The sequence below is a fragment of the Prevotella sp. BV3P1 genome, from assembly GCF_000479005.1.
Lineage (GTDB): Bacteria > Bacteroidota > Bacteroidia > Bacteroidales > Bacteroidaceae > Prevotella.
Window position 1 is genome coordinate 20,721 of the sequence record NZ_AWXC01000037.1, and the last position, 21,574, is coordinate 42,294.

The 21,574-nt window shown below is 46.4% G+C and carries 16 protein-coding genes; 8 read left to right on the forward strand and 8 right to left on the reverse strand.

Going from position 1 to position 21,574, the window contains the following annotated elements; translation table 11 throughout:
* Positions 1-494 precede the first annotated feature (494 nt).
* From HMPREF1254_RS06560 to HMPREF1254_RS06575, 4 genes are all read left to right on the forward strand, one after another.
* A complete protein-coding gene (locus HMPREF1254_RS06560; protein WP_023057922.1) occupies positions 495-1,061 on the forward strand; it encodes a DJ-1 family glyoxalase III in 567 nt (188 codons plus the stop codon).
* A 65-nt stretch (positions 1,062-1,126) separates the two neighbouring features.
* Positions 1,127-1,888 (forward strand): 2-C-methyl-D-erythritol 4-phosphate cytidylyltransferase, encoded by a 762-nt coding sequence (locus HMPREF1254_RS06565; protein WP_023057892.1) that lies wholly within the window; start codon positions 1,127-1,129, stop codon positions 1,886-1,888.
* Between the two features lie 20 nt (positions 1,889-1,908).
* Positions 1,909-4,011: an ATP-dependent DNA helicase RecG gene (gene recG, locus HMPREF1254_RS06570; protein WP_023057909.1), complete on the forward strand. Its 2,103-nt coding sequence runs from the start codon at positions 1,909-1,911 to the stop codon at positions 4,009-4,011.
* Between the two features lie 193 nt (positions 4,012-4,204).
* Complete coding sequence (locus tag HMPREF1254_RS06575) at positions 4,205-5,155, forward strand: peptidoglycan DD-metalloendopeptidase family protein (protein ID WP_023057954.1); 951 nt, start codon at positions 4,205-4,207, stop codon at positions 5,153-5,155.
* 307 nt (positions 5,156-5,462) lie between these two features.
* Here HMPREF1254_RS06575 and HMPREF1254_RS06580 read toward each other — a convergent pair whose 3' ends face one another.
* Entirely contained in the window at positions 5,463-6,239 is a 777-nt protein-coding gene (locus HMPREF1254_RS06580) for a glycosyltransferase family 2 protein (RefSeq protein WP_023057944.1), read from the reverse strand.
* A 134-nt stretch (positions 6,240-6,373) separates the two neighbouring features.
* Entirely contained in the window at positions 6,374-7,648 is a 1,275-nt protein-coding gene (locus HMPREF1254_RS06585) for a glycosyltransferase family 4 protein (RefSeq protein ID WP_023057884.1), read from the reverse strand.
* A 554-nt stretch (positions 7,649-8,202) separates the two neighbouring features.
* Here HMPREF1254_RS06585 and miaB point away from each other — a divergent pair.
* A complete protein-coding gene (gene miaB / locus HMPREF1254_RS06590; protein ID WP_036879220.1) occupies positions 8,203-9,552 on the forward strand; it encodes a tRNA (N6-isopentenyl adenosine(37)-C2)-methylthiotransferase MiaB in 1,350 nt (449 codons plus the stop codon).
* A gap of 359 nt (positions 9,553-9,911) precedes the next feature.
* Here miaB and cysS read toward each other — a convergent pair whose 3' ends face one another.
* Both cysS and HMPREF1254_RS06600 read right to left on the reverse strand, forming a co-directional pair.
* On the reverse strand, positions 9,912-11,402 hold the full coding sequence (cysS, locus tag HMPREF1254_RS06595) for a cysteine--tRNA ligase (protein ID WP_023057906.1): 1,491 nt from the start codon (positions 11,400-11,402) through the stop codon (positions 9,912-9,914).
* 173 nt (positions 11,403-11,575) lie between these two features.
* Entirely contained in the window at positions 11,576-12,370 is a 795-nt protein-coding gene (locus tag HMPREF1254_RS06600) for a Cof-type HAD-IIB family hydrolase (protein ID WP_023057932.1), read from the reverse strand.
* Positions 12,371-12,635: 265 nt separating this feature from the next.
* Here HMPREF1254_RS06600 and pncB point away from each other — a divergent pair, with 265 nt between their 5' ends.
* The 3 genes from pncB (at position 12,636) to HMPREF1254_RS06615 (ending at position 16,415) form a co-directional block, all read left to right on the forward strand.
* Positions 12,636-13,856: a nicotinate phosphoribosyltransferase gene (gene pncB, locus HMPREF1254_RS06605; RefSeq protein ID WP_023057926.1), complete on the forward strand. Its 1,221-nt coding sequence runs from the start codon at positions 12,636-12,638 to the stop codon at positions 13,854-13,856.
* A gap of 563 nt (positions 13,857-14,419) precedes the next feature.
* Positions 14,420-15,439, forward strand: a complete 1,020-nt coding sequence (locus HMPREF1254_RS06610; RefSeq protein ID WP_023057965.1) for an NAD-dependent epimerase/dehydratase family protein — start codon at positions 14,420-14,422, stop codon at positions 15,437-15,439.
* A gap of 13 nt (positions 15,440-15,452) precedes the next feature.
* Positions 15,453-16,415 carry a phosphatase PAP2 family protein gene (locus HMPREF1254_RS06615; RefSeq protein WP_023057943.1) on the forward strand — a complete coding sequence of 321 codons (963 nt, stop codon included), beginning with the start codon at positions 15,453-15,455 and terminating at the stop codon, positions 16,413-16,415.
* 531 nt (positions 16,416-16,946) lie between these two features.
* Here the strand turns inward: HMPREF1254_RS06615 and HMPREF1254_RS06620 are convergent.
* From HMPREF1254_RS06620 to HMPREF1254_RS06635, 4 genes are all read right to left on the reverse strand, one after another.
* Positions 16,947-17,918, reverse strand: coding sequence for a hypothetical protein (locus HMPREF1254_RS06620; RefSeq protein ID WP_023057900.1), 972 nt, complete (start codon positions 17,916-17,918; stop codon positions 16,947-16,949).
* 17 nt (positions 17,919-17,935) lie between these two features.
* Positions 17,936-19,294, reverse strand: coding sequence for a BT_3987 domain-containing protein (locus HMPREF1254_RS06625; RefSeq protein ID WP_023057945.1), 1,359 nt, complete (start codon positions 19,292-19,294; stop codon positions 17,936-17,938).
* Between the two features lie 77 nt (positions 19,295-19,371).
* Positions 19,372-20,517, reverse strand: a complete 1,146-nt coding sequence (locus HMPREF1254_RS06630; protein WP_023057953.1) for a DUF1735 and LamG domain-containing protein — start codon at positions 20,515-20,517, stop codon at positions 19,372-19,374.
* 6 nt (positions 20,518-20,523) lie between these two features.
* Positions 20,524-21,558: a glycoside hydrolase family 18 gene (locus tag HMPREF1254_RS06635; protein WP_231385826.1), complete on the reverse strand. Its 1,035-nt coding sequence runs from the start codon at positions 21,556-21,558 to the stop codon at positions 20,524-20,526.
* Positions 21,559-21,574 lie beyond the last annotated feature (16 nt).

Sequence of the window (21,574 nt, forward strand, 5' to 3'; positions counted from 1 at the left end):
GCATGTCTTTTGCGATGCAATTGCTATGCTTTTGGCGTTCAATTGCATGGTTCTAAGGTAGCAAAGTGGTGTATGTTGAAAGGTAGTATCATCGTTTTTGGGACGAAAACCACTATTTCGAGGCAAAAAAGCTCCTTGTTTTCATCCGCCAAGCCTATTGTTTTTCTCCAGAATGAGAATTGCGAAGGGCCGTTTTTGGGCCGTTTTTTGGTAAAAAAGTTGGATATTTTCAGTCCGCATGCGCCAGGCAAAGCGTATCGTTTTTTGCGATGGTGCCAATCGTTGTATGAACCTCTGTTTTACAATGGAGCATGGAGATATCTCTGCGTGTTTGAAAGAAAGGATGACGAATCTAAAACAACGTTAACCTGCGTCAATCATTCCCAAATGACAGGAGATGTGATGCGCAGCATTGAAATATTTTTATTATATTTGCAATGACAATTATTAAATAGCTAACCAAGGAGTTCAAAAGGCTCCTAAACATAACAAATATGGCAAAGGTATATGAATTTTTGGCCAATGGTTTCGAAGAAGTTGAAGCCTTGGCACCCGTAGACATTTTCCGCAGAGCCGGTGTTGAAATCAAGACAGTGAGCGTTACAGGCTCCGAGTGGGTGGAATCTTCCCATGGCGTAACCATCAAGGCCGACGTGAAATTTGAAGACATGCGCGACTTTAACGATGCCGACATGCTGATGCTTCCCGGCGGCTTGCCCGGTGCGACCAACCTGAACGAGCATGCGGGCGTGAGAGAAGCACTGCTGGCCCATAACGCCAAGGGCAAGCATATTGGTGCCATCTGTGCCGCACCGATGGTCTTAGGCAGCTTAGGACTGCTGAAAGGCCGCAAGGCGACATGCTCTCCGGGCTTTGAGAAGTACCTCGAGGGTGCAGAATACACGGCTGAATTGTACACCGTCGATGGCAACATCATCACGGGAGAGGGTCCCGCTGCAACGTTCCCATACGCATACGAAATCCTGAAGATGTTCGTGGGTGAAGCCAAGACGAAGGAGTTGCAGCAAAAAATGCAATACGCCCATTTGATGGAGCGGTGAGGAAAAACTCACCAACTCATAAACTCATGAACTCACCAACTCATAAATAATGAACTCATGAACTCATGAACTACGTCATTATCGTTGCCGGAGGAAAAGGCCTTCGCATGGGAAACGATACGCCGAAACAGTTTCTGCCCATTGGCGGGAAACCTGTTCTGATGCGCACCATCGAGCGTTTTTACCAATACAGCAAGGAGCTGAACGTCATCGTGGTGTTGCCTCGCGAACAACAAGCTCAATGGAGAACACTGTGTGAGCGTCACCACTTTGACCTTGCGCACACCATTGCAGATGGAGGAAGCACGCGCTATGAATCGTGTCAGAACGGTTTGGCTGCCATTCCCGATGCTGCCGATGGCGTGGTAGGGTTCCACGATGGCGTTCGTCCGTTTGTGTCAGTTGAAGTTATCGAGCGTTGTTTTGAAACTGCCAGAGCCGAAAAAGCCGTCATCCCCACACTGCCCGTGACCGACACCCTGCGCCACGTCGGCGGACAAGGCGGCGGAAAGAACGTGCTGCGCAGTGAGTACCGCATCGTACAGACGCCGCAAGTCTTTGATATCGCATTGGCCAAGCGAGCCTTCGGACAACCTGACCAGGAATCGTTCACCGACGATGCTTCGGTGATTGAGGCATGCGGGCACAGCGTCAGCATGGTAGACGGCAACCGAGAGAATATCAAGATTACCACGCCCTTTGACCTCGTTCTTGCCGAAGCCATGCTTCAGCACGGCCAAACGCCCCACGCTAACGCTGGAGAAAAAGGGAAATGCGGCGGCAAGCAGTCTGCGCAAGAGCCAGCAGAAGCTGACCAAAGAGGGTAAATGCTTATTTCATTGAAACCATGTCATCCATACTCGAGCAAGACATCAAATACCTACCGGGGGTTGGACCCAAGCGTAAGGCGATATTGGATAAAGAGGCCAACATCGCTACATGGGGCGATTTGCTCGAGTATTATCCTTACAAATACGTTGACAGAAGTCGCATCTACCGTATCATCGACTTACAAGGCGACCTGCCTTTCGTGCAACTCAAAGGCAAGATTCTGAGTTTTGAAGAGTTCACTATGAGTCCGAGGAAGAAGCGGGTGGTGGCTCATTTCAGCGATGGTACTGGCATTGCCGACCTTGTTTGGTTTCAAGGCACTCAGTATGTTTACAAGAATTATAAGGTAAACGAAGAGTATGTCGTTTTCGGCAAGCCAACCATCTATGGCGGGCGATACCAGTTTGCGCATCCTGACATTGATAAAGCGGCCGACATCCAGCTGTCCGAAATGGGCATGCAACCCTATTACATGACGACAGAGCGCATGAAAAAGTCGGGATTGCAGTCGCATGCCATTGAGAAACTCACCAAGACGCTGGTTGATAAGCTCGGCGAGAACGACCTGCCCGAAACGCTTCCTCCGTTCATCACGGGGCCTCTGCGTTTTATTTCACGCGCCGAAGCCATGGCAAAGATTCATTATCCAAAGAGTCTTGATGACGTGCAGCGCGCCCAACTACGCCTCAAGTTTGAAGAATTGTTTTACGTTCAGCTCAACATCCTGCGCTATGCCAACGACCGCAAACGTAAGTACCAGGGCTACGTTTTCAACCATGTGGGGTCACAGTTTCATCATTTTTACAAGAACAACCTGCCTTTTGAGTTGACAAACGCGCAGAAACGAGTGATGCATGAGATACGCAAGGACATGACAACCGGCCGACAAATGAACCGGTTGGTGCAGGGTGACGTGGGTTCGGGCAAGACATTAGTGGCCCTGATGTCCATGCTCATAGCCATTGACAATGGTTATCAGGCATGCATGATGGCCCCTACGGAGATTCTGGCCGAACAACATTTTGCCACCATCAAGAAGTTTTTAGGAGGAATGGATGTGCGCGTGGAACTGCTCACGGGCATGGTGAAAGGCAAAAAACGCAACGAAGTGTTCCACGGATTGCTCACCGGAGAGGTTCATATCTTGGTAGGAACGCATGCAGTTATCGAAGATAACGTGCGATTTTCACACCTAGGAATGGCCGTTGTCGATGAGCAGCACCGGTTTGGCGTGGCGCAAAGAGCCAAATTGTGGGGTAAGAGCGAACGGCCACCCCATATCCTCGTGATGACGGCGACACCCATTCCACGCACCTTGGCTATGACCATTTATGGCGATCTGGACGTAAGTGTCATCGATGAATTGCCACCTGGGCGTAAACCCATACAGACTATTCATCAATACGACAATCAGATGACGAGTCTGTACCAAGGCATACGGAAGCAAATCCAACAGGGCCGACAGGTATATATCGTCTTTCCGCTGATTACTGAGAGCGAGAAAATTGATCTGAAAAACCTGGAAGCAGGGTTCGAATCGCTATGTACAATCTTCCCAGACTTTAAACTTAGCAAGGTACATGGCAAGATGAAACCGAAAGAAAAGGATGCCGAAATGCAGAGGTTCAGTCGTGGAGAAACTCAAATCCTGGTGGCTACGACGGTGATAGAGGTGGGTGTGGACGTGCCAAACGCCTCGGTCATGGTGATTCTTGATGCTCATCGATTTGGACTTTCACAGCTTCATCAGCTCAGAGGACGTGTGGGACGAGGCGCCGAACAGAGTTATTGCATCTTGGTAACCAGTCACAAACTGTCGAAAGAAACCCGCAGACGCATTGACATCATGTGCGAAACGTGCGATGGCTTTCAGATTGCAGAGGCCGATTTGAAGCTCCGTGGACCTGGAGATCTGGAGGGTACGCAGCAAAGTGGTATTGCCTTCGACCTCAAGATAGCCGACATCGCACGCGATGGACAAATCATACAGCTCGCTCGTGACGAAGCACAAAAAATCATAGAGGCCGACCCGCTTTGCGAAAAGACAGAGTACAGCCTGCTTTGGAACAGACTCAATGAGCTGAGAAAGACCAATATCAATTGGGCATCAATCTCTTAGTAACTGTTTGTACTCATTACAAGTTAGTTAAAACCGTTATAAATTCTGTTAATGACGTAACAACTTTGCAATATAATCGTTATATTTGCACAACCACTTTTTAAAGTTGAAGGATTTCTTACAGCATCTGGTAAATCTTTAAAAAACATTTTTGATTAGCTCTTTTGGGAGACCTAAAACTAACAAAATTTGTATGGCATTTATAAACAAGATAAAAACATTTGCTTTTATTGCAGTCTTTGGGACAATCGCTCAATCAGCAACAGCGCAAGATTTACTTGCCAAACAGGCTCCCGTAGACCGGAAGATGAAAGCCGTAGATACGCTTTTGCTGCATAGCATCATTGAAAAAGAAAATACAGAGTCACCTGCTGCCCAGTTGTATGACGAATGGGAAAACCGTTATGCACACCGTGCGACAGCTCTTCCAGATTCATTCAAGATAGATCTTCGCCACTTCTACATGCCCACACCCAGCCGCGTGGTGACGAGTAACTTTGGTTCTCGTTGGGGACGTCAGCACAAAGGTTTGGACATTAAGGTGTACATCGGAGACACAATCCGTGCTGCCTTCAGTGGCAAAGTGCGGATTGTCCGCTATGAGGCACGTGGATATGGTAACTATATCGTCATCCGCCACAACAACGGATTGGAGACTATTTACGGTCACTTGTCGAAACAATTAGTGCAAGAGAATCAGGAAGTACGAGCAGGCGACGTGATTGGACTGGGGGGGAATACGGGTAGAAGTACCGGATCTCACCTTCATTTTGAAACCAGATTATGCGGCGTGGCTCTGAATCCCGCACTCTTGTTTGACTTCAGGGCTCAAGATGTCACAGGCGATTTCTATATGTTCAGAAACAATTCCTATCAACGAGAGTCTGCAGAAGCCACTCGTCTGCGTGGTGTAGTAGGAAACGGAAGATATTCACCAGAAGAGGTTCGTGGTGAATTAGCCTACAAGAACGAAGACAATGAGATGGTCATGCCTACCCAGGTACAATACCATAAGGTGATGGCAGGCGAAACACTCTCCTCGATTGCGCGCAAACGCGGTGTAACGGTTGAGCAGATTTGTAGGCTGAGCCATATCAGTAAATCTGCGAAGCTTAAGCCAGGAAGCATCTTGAGATACTCTTAACATCAGAATGCGGCACGAATAAACAGCAACTTAACGTTCACTTGTAGCAGTTTAACGCCCACTTGTGCAAAAAAGGGCATATCATCTGGCCGACACAAAGGCACAAGAAAACGTCACAATCGCAGTTCTTTCTAACAAGGAGGAACTGTTTTTATTATTTGAACGTAACTGAAGATATAACCGCTATGTGCAGATTTGTTGATGTTTTCAGTGTGTGAGAAACATGAAAAGTGTCGCAGGTTTACCTCTCTGGTTGGCACTACGCACGTTAACAGACCTGTCATCGGCATGCAAGGTCACCGTCAATTCATCGTTTGAAAACGCTTCTTAGCACAAACCAGCCGTGCATCACGAGGGTTGGCAGGTAGCCATAATGCGACGCCATGACGTGAAAACGCTCTTTGAGCGATGCGTGGTGGTTTTGATTGGTCATGCCGCCATCCAGATAATTCGCCACCACAGCCTGCACATTGCGCAAGGGCAAGTGTCTACGAGCCGCCTCTTTCATGATTCGTATACACCAATCAACATCGGCAGAATAGCGATACTTCGTCAGGTAAGGCGTAACCTTGGCAATGTCGGTGCGTGCATAAAAAGCCTGATGGCACACCAGCATGCCGTGTAAGAACGAGCGCCAGGTGAGATGGCGCGGTGGAGTTAAGCGCCGACGACGTACAAATTGGCCCTTGTCATCAACGATATGGGTATCACCATACAGCACGGCGGGCAAGACATCGTATGTGCCCACGCTACCAGCCACAAGCTCCAGCGTGTCGTTTGCCGGAAAGCTGTCACCGGCATTGAGAAACAACACATAGTCGCCCGTAGCCCTCTGTATTCCTTTGTTCATGGCATCGTACAAGCCATGGTCAGGTTCTGAAACCACCACCACCTCGTGTCCGGTTTCCATCTCGGCAGAAAGTGCGGCGTAACGCTTGGCCATACGCACTGTTTCATCTGTAGAAGCACCGTCAACTATCAAGTGTTCCACGTTTTTGTATCTTTGCATCAGCACACTGTCAAGCGTTCGTTGCAATTCTTTTTCTGCCTGATAGGTGCAGGTGATGACGCTGAATTTTATCATATCTCTTTTTGTTTAGGGAGTTAATGGGAGTTACGGGGGAGTAATCGGGAGTTAACAGACAATAGTTTTTTTTATCGAGAAAGATCATGTCCGATAACTCCTATTAACTCCTGATCACTCCCAATAACTCCAGTTCACAACCTTCTGCCTTCCTCCATCGCCTCTTGATAAATCCCCAGATAGCGCTTTGCCACATGTTGTTGCGCATAAGCGGTTTGCACTTTATGGATGCACCGCCTACTCAGTTCCGCACCATTCGTATCTTTGTCAAGTATCCACGCGATACCTTCGGCCAACGATGCGGCATCTTTGTAGCGAGCCACATAGCCGTTTTGCAAATGATCAATCATCTCGGGAATGCCTCCGACATCAAAACCAACACAGGGTACGCCACATGACATGGCCTCCATGATGGTATTGGGGAGATTTTCTGAGAGCGAAGGCAGCACAAATACGTCCACTGCATTGTACACGTCCACTATCTTCTTGGTGTCGTTGACATATCCGAGCGAATAAGTTGGCAAGCTAAACGCACCATCCAACTCCTCCGCATGGCCGCCCAACATCACCAATCCAACCCTGTCTTTCATATCAGGATGAACCGCTACGAGTTGGTTGCAAGCCTCAATGAGGTACCGAATGCCCTTATTCTCGTTCGTTACGCGCTGTGATGCGAACAAAACAAGCTGTTTATCGGCAGGCAACCCCAAGCGCCTGGCAGCCGCTACCTTATCGTTAGGCGCAAAAAGGTGGGTGTCGATGGGATTCGGAATGACTGTCACCGCATGGTTCTGCAATAGTCCGCTTGCCTTTGCCTGTGCGGCAAGCCAGTTGCTACACGCCACAAAACGGATGTTGCCCGATGCATATACCTTTTGTTTTCGTTTCCACACCCTGTGCGAGAGGTCGTTTTGTGAACCATGATGGGGTAGGTACATGCAGTTGCCACACTGCGTTTTAAAGTTCTGGCACGACAGGGTAAGGTGACAAATACCCGTTGCCGGCCACATGTCATGCAGGGTCCATACCACCGGTTTGCCACTCTCAAGAATCTTTTGAATATTACGCAACGATAACATTCCTTGGTTGATCCACTCCAAATGAATGATGTCAGCCTCTTGAAATTCGGGCAACGACGTGATGTCAGAGCCCACATTGGCCATGTCAACATGGAACAAATGACGCTTACAGAAATGCAAATGGCAAAATATACACCAACGTTCCCATAGAAAATGCAACCTTTTCAGTGCTTGATGAGGCAACTGCGTAACGGTGAGATGGTCGGTTTCTTTATCCTTTACCAACATCTTGGCCTTGACACCCGACTGGTTCAAGGCCTGCATCAATCGGTTGGAAGCCACTGCGGCACCCCCCGTTTTCTCGCTGGTATTCACAATAAGAACGCGCATATAGGTCGTTTTGATTCTGATGTAAAGGTACGCTAAATCGGAAACACCAACAAGTATTTCGCCTGTTTTTAGCCCATTTCACCCTTGAACTTGCGTCATTCTTCCCATTTGCATCGTATGTGCGTGGCAAAAGTGATACATGTTTGTTTATAACGAAAGGGTAGAAGAAGTCTTGTTTTGTATATTGTGTACGGACACAAAATATTGACATAGGTCAAGAAAGAGGCGTTTTGAACACTAAAATGGCTCACTTATTTGGAACGAGTGGTAAATCTGCCTACCTTTGCAGTACCAAAAAGGTTAATAGATTGTTTAGGTTAGTAGTAATAGATTTAGGTTTTTAGTTATTAGGTTTAAGGTAAATTAAACAGATTGTTTAACAGGTAACAATGAAGGCCGTGAGGTTTTCATTTACTGAGAAAGATTTTTAGTTAAACATACTATACGCTGTAGCTCGTTGAGAGTTGCAGCGTATTTTTTTATTCTCGCATTTTATGCGTTTCAATCAGCATGTGGAAGAAATTTTGTACCTTTGTAATCCAAAATCAAAGACAATGAAGAAGCTTTATATAGAGACATACGGATGCCAAATGAACGTGGCCGACAGCGAGGTAGTTGCATCGGTCATGCGGATGGCGGGGTATGAGATATGCGACAAGGAGGACGAGGCTGACGCCATTTTTCTGAACACATGCAGTGTCAGAGAGAATGCTGAGAACAAGATATACAACCGACTTGACTCGCTTCACGCAGAGCGAAAGAAGGGCAGAAGCCTGATATTAGGCGTGTTGGGCTGTATGGCCGAACGGGTGAAAGACGATTTGTTGAATAACCATCACACCGACTTGGTGTGTGGCCCCGATTCGTATTTGAACCTTCCCGACATGATTGCGCAAGCTGAAACGGGCAACAAAGCAATCGATATAGAACTCTCGAAGACCGAAACCTATAAGGATGTGGTTCCTCAACGGCTTCTCTTAGGCAAGATAGGAGGCTTTGTAAGTATTATGAGGGGATGCAACAACTTCTGCCACTACTGCATCGTACCCTACACAAGAGGTAGAGAAAGGTCAAGAGATGTAGAGAGTATCTTGCGAGAAGTGCGCGACTTGCGCGACAAGCACTACAAGGAAATTACGCTGTTGGGGCAAAACGTCAATTCTTATTGTTTTACCATTCCCGAACATTTGTCGGCAACAGGCGAAACAATCGCGGCAGAAACCATTGATTTTCCAAAGCTCTTGCGCCGCGTGGCACACGAAGTTCCCGGCGTACGCATTCGCTTTACCTCGTCGCATCCTAAGGACATGAGCGACGATACGCTGCGCGTAATTGCCGAAGAGCCTAATGTTTGCAAGCACATTCACCTGCCGGTGCAGAGCGGCAGCAACAAGATATTGAAGCTGATGAACCGCAAATACACGGTTGAGTGGTACATGGATCGCATCAATGCCATTCGTCGCATCATTCCAGATTGCGGCGTTTCTACCGACATGTTCGTGGGGTATCATGGCGAAACGGATGAAGACCACCAACAATCGCTGGCCTTAATGCGTGCCGTTGGTTACGACTCGGCTTTCATGTTCAAGTATTCCGAGCGTCCAGGCACCTATGCATCGAAGCATTTACCAGACGATGTACCCGAAGAAGAGAAGATACAGCGCCTGAACGAGATGATACATCTGCAAACAGAACTAAGCGCCGTCTCCAACAAAAAGGACGAAGGCAAGACTTTCGACGTGCTTGTAGAGGGGTTCAGCAAACGCAGCAGAGAGCAACTTTGCGGTAGAACGGAGCAAAACAAGATGGTGGTATTCGACAAAGCAAATCACCATATCGGCGAAACCGTGCGCGTGCGCATTGTCGCCAGCACGTCAGCGACGTTGTTTGGAGAGGCGTTATAAGAAAGAAAGCCTCACCCCCCCGCCCTTCTCCAAAGGTGAGGGGAGTGATTAGCTTCATTCATCATCAGCAAGATGATAGCTGACCGTAAACATGACAGTTGCTGTCATTGACTGAAAAAGGTGTAGAAACGCATGGGATATGCGTGCCTACACCTTTTTTCATTTGCTTTATTTGTCAAAACCGCGGCGTTCATCTGGTTCGACTTGAGCTGTTGGTTTCTTTCTCCTTATTCATCATTTAAAACGACTATACTACGACAGTGTGCGTGGGAACATGACGATATTATCATGTATCGGTACGGTGTTTGCCGTGCAAACAATTGTACATCTTCAACCAAAGAACCCGATTGGCACCTACCTTATCTATTCAGTTTCCACGTCACCCCGTCTTTGGTGTCTTTCACCTCAAATCCATTTTCTGCTAAAGCGTCGCGTATCTGGTCGCTCGTAGCCCAGTCTTTCTCAGCCTTGGCCTTAGCTCTGAGTGCCAAAACCATGTCAACCACCTTGCCGTAAGCCGCCTCGCGCGCATCGTTGTCACTTCCCCTCTCGCTCTTAAGACCAAGCAAGTCGAAGGCGAATAGCTGCATCACATCCTTCAGTTCGGTAAGGTCTTCCGCGTTGATGCTGCCTTTGTGGTCGAGCAGGGAGTTGATGGTGTGACATGCTTCAAACAAGTTACTGATGACGGTTGGTGTCTGCAAGTCATCATTCATCGCCTCATGGCACTTCTGCCGTAAAGCCATAACCAGCTGATGGGTAGCCTCATCCGATGTAGGTGCTGTCTGAATGCGCTCCAAGTCGTTGATGCCGTTCATCAAACGCTCCAACCCTTTCTGACTTGCCTGTAAAGCTTCATTCGAGAAGTCAACAGTACTGCGGTAGTGAGCCGACAGGATGAAGAACCGAATGGTCATGGGCGAATACGCTTGTTCCAAACCATCGTGCTCGCCTGTAAAGAACTGTTCAAGGGTGATGAAGTTGCCCAAACTCTTTCCCATCTTCTGTCCGTTAATGGTAATCATGTTGTTGTGCATCCAATAGCGCACCATCTGGTCGCCCTGACTGGCTACGGCTTGTGCAATCTCGCACTCGTGATGCGGGAAAACCAAGTCCATTCCGCCGCCGTGAATGTCAAAATGATCGCCCAGATACTTACGTCCCATGGCCGTACACTCACAGTGCCAACCGGGAAATCCGTCACTCCACGGACTGGGCCAGCGCATGATATGTTCGGGCATGGCGCGCTTCCATAGTGCAAAATCCACTTGGTTGCGCTTCTCGCCTACGCCATCCAACTCACGACTGTTGTTGATGACGTCGTCTAAGTTGCGTCCCGACAGAATGCCGTAGCGATGGTCTTTATTGTACCTCTCTATGTCGAAATACACCGAACCATTGCTCTCGTAGGCGTAACCATTCGCCATGATTTGTTTCACCAGCTCTTCTTGCTCAATGATGTGTCCCGTGGCATGAGGCTCAATGCTGGGAGGCAGCACGTTTAGCGCATCCATGGCCGCATGATATCGGTTGGTATAGTGCTGCGCAATCTCCATCGGTTCGAGTTGCTCCAAGCGAGCCTTCTTCTCTATCTTGTCATCCCCCTCGTCGGCATCGTGTTCCAAATGACCTACGTCCGTGATGTTACGCACATAGCGCACCTTATATCCCAAGTGCTTGAGATAACGGAAAAGGATGTCGAACGTAATGGCCGGGCGCGCATGCCCCAAGTGAGGATCACCGTAAACCGTGGGGCCACACACATACATACCCACGTTGGGGGCATGCACTGGCTTGAAAAGTTCCTTCCTGCGGGTCAGCGTATTGTAGACAAAAAGTTTTTGTTCCATAAGTCATTCGTGTTGTTATCTATTTGCAAAGTTACGACATTTCAGTAAAAGGACAAAAGAGCGTGAAACAAAAAGACGAAAAATGAAAAGCCGAGGCCGTTCAACTTTGCATGCTGATGTAAACGAACAGGCAAACAGCAGCATGCTAGCAGCTGTCGTTCGGCGTACCGTCTTTAAATCACGCCGTACCGTTCGAGCGCGTTCTTCACACCATCTTCGTCCACCGACGTGGTGACGTAGTCGGCCACTTTCTTCAATTCAGGCACTCCATTGCCCATCGCTACGCCAACGGCGGCTTGCTTGATGATGGATATGTCATTGCCGCCATCACCAAACGCCATCGTCTCTTCCATCGAGAAGCCCAGGTGACGGGCCATGGCATGCAGTCCCTGTCCCTTGTCGGCCCATCGTGAAGTGACGTCAGTAAACTCCGGATGCCAACGGCCGGAGAGGCATCCAGTGAGTTTTTGCATGAGTTCTTCTTCTTGCTGCGGCGTGATGAACGGACTCATTTGCAGGATGGGTTCTTTAAGAATCTCATCGATAGTGACCCCTTGCTCAAAGGCTTTCACTTGCAGCATGTCCACGAAGATGCGTCGAAACTTCTCGTCCGGCTGGTAAATACACAGGTTCTTTGTACCAACCAGCACGCAGGAAAAATGTCGCAGGGTGGCCTCTTCCACCATCGTTTCAACATCGTTCGCAGGGATGGCGTGCAGACAAATGTCCTCGTTGTGGGCAAAACAGTAGGCTCCATTGCTCGTGATGTAGCCGTCTATCAAATGTTCGATGTCGCCCAGAACGGTGATGAGCGGTGTTGGACGACCCGTAGAGATGTATATTTCCACGCCGTTTGCCTTTGCTCTTTTCAGAGATTCTGTGGTTGAGGCGGGAATCTTGTGGGTTTTAAAACTCACCAACGTACCGTCGATGTCAAAAAATAAAGCTTTTATTTTGGGTTGTTTCATCAAAAATCAATATTAAACAGTGGGAAAACAGATAACGACACATACCTTTGTTGTAGTTCCATGACCATCTATCTGCAAAGGTACTGCTTTCCAAAAACTATCCGAAAAATATTTCGTTAACATTCAATAATCGACCAACTTACATGATTATTGCAAGGAAAAACGTATCTTTGCATAAGATAGGCTGCGCCTCAACAAAGCAAACAGGTTTCCTTTGCCTTCGGCTTGCACTATCTTTGCCAAAGACACAACATAAGAAAAAACGATGAAACAGATTATCAGTCACCTCACCGACAACGACGCTTACACCTTCAGTTGTCAATATTACGTTCTGCAGAAGTATCCTCGTGCAGAGGTTGAGTACACGTTCTTCGACCGCAACCACACCGTTTATCCAAAGGGATTCACCGCCTTGGTGGAAGAACAACTGGGCTACATGCCGCAAGTTATGATCACCTCGGAGGAGATTGAGTTCATGAAGAAAAAGATGTATTATCTTCCCGAATGGTATTTCACCTTCCTTCGCGGCTACCGCTTCAATCCTCACGAGGTCACCGTGTCACAGGATGAGCAGGGACATCTGGACATTACGGTGCGCGGCAAGTGGTATTCGGCCATCATGTGGGAGATGCCTGTCCTCTCCATCGTGTCAGAATTGATGCACAACCTGCGTGGAGAGCGTGATGCATACGATCCGAAACGCGAGGCTGAGCGCACCCGACAGAAAGCGGTTGAGATTCTCAAGAATGGCCTGGTGCTGGGAGATATGGGCACGCGCCGGCGCTTCTCGTTCGATCATCACGACATGGTGTTGCGCGTGATGAAAGAGGTGTACGAGCAAGGTGGCTACGATGACGACGACGGACACCACCGCTGGTCGGGCAGATTCACCGGAACCAGCAACGTATACCTGGCCATGAAGCACCATCTCACGCCCATTGGCACCATGAGTCATCAACTCATCCAGTTTGAGGAGAATGTCAGCGGTGTCTTTGAGTGCAACTTCAACGTGATGAAAAAGTTCAGTGACGTGTACGATGGCGACAATGGTATCTATCTGTACGACTGCTTCGGCGACAAAGTGTTCTTCAACAACCTGTCCAAGCGCATGGCGATGATGTTCGTAGGACTGCGCGTAGATAGTGGCGATGAGAATGAACAGACTGACAAAATCATCGAGAAATACGAGAGTCTGGGCATCAACCCGGCAACTAAACAGGTGGTGTACAGCAACGGACTGGACATTGAGAAGGCCATCCGAATACACAAATACGTCAATGGGCGCATGCAAGACAGCTATGGCGTGGGCACCTTTCTGACCTGTGACGTAGCGAATGCCGAGCCTATGAACATCGTCGTGAAACTTACGCGCAGCCGAATCACGGAGAAACGCGAATGGCACGATTGTGTTAAGTTGTCGTGCGACAAGGGCAAAACCACAGGGGATGCTGAAAAGTGCGCCTATCTCTTGCGGCAGATAGGATAGTCTTTCTTGCCTGACGAATAATTAGCCCTATATAAAAAAGGTGTATCAAATTGCTGATACATCTTTTTTTGTTTTACGACAGATGACAACTGACATCATTAATTGGTAGCCATTTGAGAAAATCCTGCGAATTTTTATAAATTCATGATTGTCAGAATGTTATACAACATTAGCGAGTCTGTTCCAGGCATGAAAATACATGGGCATCCAATCTCATTGAGTTTGGCCGCTAAAGTCAATGGGTTTGGGCTCCAAAGTCAATGGGTTTAGCAGGTAAAGTCAATGGGTTTAGAATGCGGGGGAATATCATGTTTTTTTCAGCTAAATAGTTATGCGTTTGCAAGTCCACTTTTTTCATCCAAACGCCTGCGAGCATTGAGGGCGAACAAGGTGATTCCTTTCAACCTTGATTTTGGTTGTTGAAACCAGCGCAAATACTTGTTTTAAACAGTAATCAACCATTCTTCCAGGAGAGAGCCGTGGCACAATAGGCCGTTTTTTATCCGAACAAACCGATTATTCGGAAAAATTGTCTAATTTTGCAGCGTAATTACAATTTTTCAATGAGCATTCTGATCACTGGTGCATCGGGGTTCGTCGGCAGTCATCTTGTTGACGAAGCCTTACAACGGGGTATGGAGGTTTGGGCGGCTGTCAGGCCATCCAGTTCACGTCGATACCTCCAGGATGAGCGCATTCACTTCATTAAGTTGGACTTTTCATCGGAAGAGAAATTGGTTCAACAGCTCGAGGGGCATGCATTCGACTATGTCGTTCATGCCGCCGGTGTCACCAAATGTGTTCATCCAGACGATTTTCACCGTGTCAACACCGAAGGTACCCAGCACTTGGTGAATGCCATTCTGAAGCTGAAGATGCCCATCAAGCGCTTCATCTACATCAGTACGCTGGGTGTGTTTGGTGCCATCAGGGAACAGAAACCGTTTACCGAAATCAACGAGCACGATACTCCCCTGCCCAACACGGCGTATGGCAAAAGCAAATTGGAGGCCGAACGCTACCTCGATGCCATCGGGAACGACTTTCCATACATCATTCTTCGGCCGACAGGCATCTACGGTCCACGCGAGAAGGATTATTTCCTGATGGTTAAAAGCATTGCGCGCCATCTGGATTTCGCAGCCGGATACAGTCGGCAAGACATCACCTTCGTGTACATCCTCGATGTGGTTCAGGCCGTATTTCTGGCCATCGACCGCGGCATGAGCGGTCGCAAATACTTCCTCACCGATGGAGGCGTATACCAATCAGACACGTTCAGCGACCTCATCCGCCAAGAGTTGGGCAATCCATGGTGCGTGCGCCTGAAAGCACCGCTATGGCTCTTGCGCATTATCACGGCGTGTGGTGAACTCGTAGGCAGAAAAACGGGAAAGCCCATTGCACTGAACAACGACAAATACAACATACTACGACAACGAAACTGGCGCTGCAACATCGAGCCAACCATGGATGAGCTGGGGTATCATCCACACTACAACTTGGAACAAGGTGTGAAAGAAACCGTTAAATGGTATCGCGAGAATCACTGGCTTTCCAGCAAAGCTGCCCCTAAAAACTAATGAACGCATTCTGATGAAGTACTTCTTTTCTGAACTATTCTCCATCGAGAAGAAACCCAAGCGCGGACTCCTACCTATCGAGTGGGCCATGTTTGCTTACATGGGGTTCACCTTTCTCATGATATTCTTCACCTACACCAAACTGGTCAATCCACATTCGATGATCATTGGGCGCATACAAGTGGCCGCCATGACATTGGCTTTGTGGGGAGTATACCGTCTGCTGCCTTGCCGACTGACGCTCTCAGCCCGCATCTTCGCACAGATGGGACTGCTTGCATGGTGGTATCCAGACACCTACGAACTGAACCGGGTGCTGCCCAATCTTGACCATATCTTTGCCAGTTGCGAGCAAGCCATCTTTGGTATGCAGCCGGCATTGGTCTTCTCCAAGGCGTTTTCGTCGCCCATCTTCAGCGAGCTGATCGACCTCGGCTACGCCTCTTTCTACCCAATGATAGCCCTTACCGCTCTTTTTTACTTTGTGTGCCGGCAGAAAGAATTTCAGCGTTGCACCTGGGTCCTCGTCGCATCATTTTTCGCTTACTATGCCATCTACGATTTGCTGCCCGTCGTTGGGCCTACGTTCTACTTCAAGGCTATCGGACTGGAGAATGCGGCGAAGGGAATATTCCCAAGCGTGAACGACTATTTCAACTATCATCAAGGATGCCTGGTCAGTCCCGGTTATCAAGAAGGGCTGTTCTATCACCTGGTGGAGGATGCCAAAGCGGCAGGCGAACGACCCACGGCAGCCTTTCCCAGTTCACATGTAGGCATCGCCACGGTATGCATGTTGTTGATTGGACACACGCGCAACCGCAAGCTACTCTGGCTGTTGATGCCCTTCTATGTGTTTCTTTGTCTGGCCACGGTGTACATCCAAGCCCACTATGTGATAGACGCCATCGCCGGATTCGTATCGGGCGTTGCCTTTTACTTTCTTTTCATGTTCTTGGGAAAGAAAGTAAAATGACGAATAGAAATCTGCAGAATAAGCATAAAATGCGAAGAGGCAAGGTGCGGACAATCTCGCGCACCTTGCCTCTTCACATATAGATTACGGGCGTATTGACTTAATAGGTGATGATTCCCAGCCAGCGCAATACGTCATTCAAGTTGGCTACGATCATTAAAAGCAGTAAGATACCAATGCCGATATATTCGGCACGTATCATGAAAGTCTCCTGACTTCGTCTTTGCGTCACACAAAATTAGGTGACGCAAAGATACAAAACACAGTTTATCAATTAGTTGTAAAATACGTATTTCTTGAGTGACGAAGTCAGGAAAATATTCAATTCTATATTTCCTATCTATTATTTTTCGTATTGGTTTTGGGGGTGATATCCAATGTCATAGAGTTTGGAGTGCACTATTATTGAGTTTGATACGCAACAGTATTAAGCTGACGACATGCAAAAAGAGGATGCATCATTTCGATGCACCCTCTTTATTTATTCAGAAATCAACTAATTGTTAATTCTTACTGTGTAAAGAATATGATTTACAGCTTGACACAGAATTTTCCATAATGTAAATAGTTGTCTTTTACGACAGACATCATACCCCAAACATAACCATCTTTAACTTGAAGTATTTCAACATTAATAGGTTGCACAACAGATTCATTAGAGCCAAATTGGAAACGGTGTTTGATGACACCATTCGTCTTTTTCCCGACAGTTAAGTCACCATCAAAATACACGTCGCACCACATATAGCTAAAATATTTCCAATATACATGTCCTTTTCCATCTTTACATGTAGCCTTGTGTTCACCATAGGCAGGATAACTTTTTTCATTATCCCATGATACAATCAAATTTTTATGGCTAAGGAACTCCGTAATTTCATCCTCAGAATACGGTATGGTTGTCTCTTCAACCTTAACAGGGACCGTCTTGCTTGTTCCCATCATGTCGGTAATCGTAACATTTGCAGTGCCACTCGCAATACCAGCAAGAACGATTACTCCGCCATCACTTACAGAAGACACTTTGACAACATCATCATTGCTACTTTTCACGACATACCCGCCGTTACCTTCAAGGACAGAAATCTTGGCATAGCCATCAGTATGTCCTAATTTAATGCCTAAATCAATTGTTTCTTTATCCAATTTCAATTTGAAAAAGCGCATGGTCTTTACGGTGATTCGCCGATAGTTACCTGAAGCATCGGATAAAATCAGTCCAGCTATTCCAAGCCGTTTTCCTTCTACCGTCACAGTGGTACCTGTAATTTTACCAACTGCTATATTGGGATTTTCATTAATCACCTTATAGTCTCCTCCACCTTTTAATACATTAAAAGATGCAGTCTCTCCTTCCTTTATCTCAAGAACATCCTTGTCTAACTGCAATTGAGCTTTAGACGTTTCTACAATCTGTTCTTGTTCTTCTACCTCATCTTTATCACAAGAAATGAATGATGCGGAAAAAAGAAGACAAGCTAATGCTAAATATTTTGATTTCATATCTTCTATTTTTATGATTACCAATCTTTATTAAATACTCCTTGTTGAACGACATTCTCGCCAAAGAAAGCCTGTGATACCATAGACATAGCCTCCAGGGAAGTACGTGCTCCTGGTTGTAACGCATAAAACATGGTACCACCATATCCTTGAGTTTTTATATTACGATACGCATTTGAGCCAAGATAATACATGCTGGTACAATTGATAGAAGCCATGATCATTCCTTTTTTGCTCAAACCTGGGTAGTTTTTACTCAAATCGTAATTGCGACCATAATCATGAATGGCAAAATCAATAAACTCACCTGGCTGTTTTCCCTCAACACTATGTAGAGATTGAGTGCCACTATATACATATACTTCTACCAACTTATCAGGCATTGCCTTCTTTGTTTCGTAAGCCAGTCGCGATGCGTTATTCTTGTCATTCTCAAAGCCAGGATAATTTCCAGGCTTAGACCACTCATCGTCAAAGAAAACACCGTCAAGTTGATAAGCCTCTACTTTATTTTTAAGTTCTTGGGCAAAGTGCTTACAACCTTCATCAGACAGATTGGTCACACCGGCACGGTCGTGATTTCCTAAAATACCAAGTATCACTTTCATGCCTTTCTGCTGCAATGGTGCAAGATATTTTTCACGGAAGTTGAGAACTGCCGAAATATTTTCATTGTTGAAATTGTAAACCTCATGTGTCTCAGGGTTATAATTGATATTTCCCGAGAAGAGGATTACCTGATCAAAGAAATATTTTCCACTTTTCTCCAATGTGAAACAGATATTGTATAACGGATTCGCATCATTGATTTCCATACAAGATATTACCTGCAAGCCACCCTCTTTATGACAATTAGGCATCTTTGTAATATCGCGTACAAGGAGAACAAATTCACCTTTTTCTTCAGAAGCCTTTACGTCTCCTGTTAGCTTCAAAGGAATGGCATACACGCCATTCTTTTGCAATGCCTCATCAGACTTATAGGCAATTTTAACTGGTGCAGACTTTCTCTCAGCTTTCTTTACATTCACGTTTCCGTCAAACTGTATTAAGTTTTTAGGTAAAGCCTGAATGGTGGTATTGTGCTTTGTATTATAACGCTCAAGCACCGCAGCATCATAACTCAGCATGAATGTGAGATCTTTCTCTGCAGGTTTAGCCAAGTTTACATAAAAATCCGTTGAACCTTGTTCGTTGAACATCAAACTGTCAGCCTGGCTCAATCCGTATTTGTCAGTAATGAAAGCTACACTTTCATTGCTTGTTTCATACATCGCCTCGTCTACATGTGCGACATCAATGCTATCGGAGCAAGCGACCGTGAGAACAACCGCCATGGCTGCCACTCCCCATTGTTTAAGATATTTAGTAACCATTATAGATTAAATTTTATAGTTTATTGAGTGCGGAAGGCATTTGGCACACCTTCACGCCTCAATGAAGATTAAAAATGTTATTTCTTTTCAGGTAGTGATACCGCTTTCCACTTTAGTTTATCATTCGCTTTCAAGGTATTACCATTACCCGTGTAGTCTTTAACTTCAAGCGAAGAATTATCATCAAACTTCCAATAAGCAACCAGCCCTGGGGTCTTGGGGTCAACGGTATAGATATTGCCGGCTATCTGTTCGGGGGTACGGACAACATCCCATACACGCGCCTCTGAAATACAGCCCGACAGCCAACGGTTGTCATCATACGATTTTCCAATAAGGAAATTGCGATCAGAACCATTACCGACAAGATGAGGAATACATTGCATCTTGGTTTCTGCCATCATACGTCCGTTGACATACACTTTCATCTCTTGTGTTGCCTGGCTATATGTCATTGCCACATGCTGCCATTTATTAGTTTCTAACTGCAATTTCGCACTGGTGAAGTTTCCATTGTGGGTTGCAATTTGAATTTGGTTGTCGGGAACACCCGCATCACCAATACGCATCAAGAACGTGCCCTCAATACCCATGACGGTAGAAATAAGTTTACCAAATTCACGAGGATAGATAAGCGCTTCTAAGGTAACTTCTTTCATTCGGCTCACTCTGTCGGGCGTAGCCCACGGAGAAATCTCAAGATAGTTTTTCTCTATATCTGCCACGGTATTGATAAGAGCACCCGCGCGAAATACGAAGTAATATCTTTTAGCCGTGTTCAGCAGTTCGACGGTATGACTTTCTATCTCAACTGGCAAGACATAAATTTTACTTCTGTCCAATCCACCCAAGTTTAGAAAGGAGAATTGGGCTTCTGTACTTTTTATTGCACCTTCGGCTATATTCATTTTGTCTACATCCACACGATAACAAGTATCGGGCAAAAGTTCGGCATTGGTGTAATAGGCTTGATTGTAGGTGCTTACAAGAGCGGTATTTACATGAGCCGTCATTGAAACTGCCGTTTGGGCAGGACGTGCCAATGCTACATGAAACGTCTTGGTCTGCGATGCGACATTACCTTTTACAATGGTTTCGGCCACCATAGATGTTTCATCTATGAAACCTTTGTTGGCAAAATTCTCCTCATCATTATTCTGACAAGCTGCCAACAGAAAAGCTATCGCAGCAAAAGGCATATATTTTAGAAATATCTTTTTCATGATGTTTTATTTTTTTACTGAAGGATTAATAATAGATATAGCCTGACGAACAACTGGATAAGTGAATGCCGCATGGTAATAATCATTATTGATGTTACCCAATGCCAAGCCAGCCAACTGGTAACCTTCGCTTGCCATAGCAACAACTCGCGCCGCACCTATGGCTGCGAAAGTCTTCCCCCAATAACCAGTCTTTACATCTGCCTTATCCAACGAGTAGAGGTCTACCATTGGAACGAACTTGTTGGTAGGCACATCATCTGCCATGGCTTTGTTAATCAGATAACGTAAAGCGCCCGCGTTGGTAGTACTCTGTGCCGGTATGATGATGTAACTTGCCAGTTTCAACACCGATTTGTCTTTAATAAACGTAGGCATACCCGACAACACCAACATCTTATCAGAATGGCGTTCTTTCCAATCTTTAGCTATACCGAGAACATCATTCTCTAAAGCGAGATAAAAGTCTTGCTCCATAGGTGTCATATACAGGGGCAGTTGTGCAGAGAAATTCATCACGACACCGTCATAACCATATCGGTCAGCTAAGGACAGACGATACTGAATACTGTCAACGAGGAAAGTATTTAATTGTAGTTTAAATTCCTTTCCTTTGTTCGCAGGGTCTTCTGAAAACGCTTGTTTCAGCGCATCATAACGCTCAACAAATTGCTTGAAATTGATTTCATAGAGAGTGCGTGTGCCTTTTTCTTGGCGAAGAGAACGCATGCTCTTGTGTTCGTTGGCCGTAAGACTGTCTGGATGAGTAAGTACGATATAATCCAAACTATCGGGTACGGCACTTATCAATTGGCCTTGTGATGCAGGTTGTTTGTCTGCATTATCAAACCAACCAAACACAACCTGATGAGGTTGTTGCTTGTATTGGAGCAACTGCTGCAGATAAGCAGTGTGCATCGTAGGATTTTGTTCTTCGATAGTAGGCTCATTGATGCCAACCGATTCAATATCGGTATCGCAGCTTGTCAATGAAACAAAAGCTGAAAGGCAAATCATCGAAGATATTTTCTTTATATTCATAAAATTCATAATACAA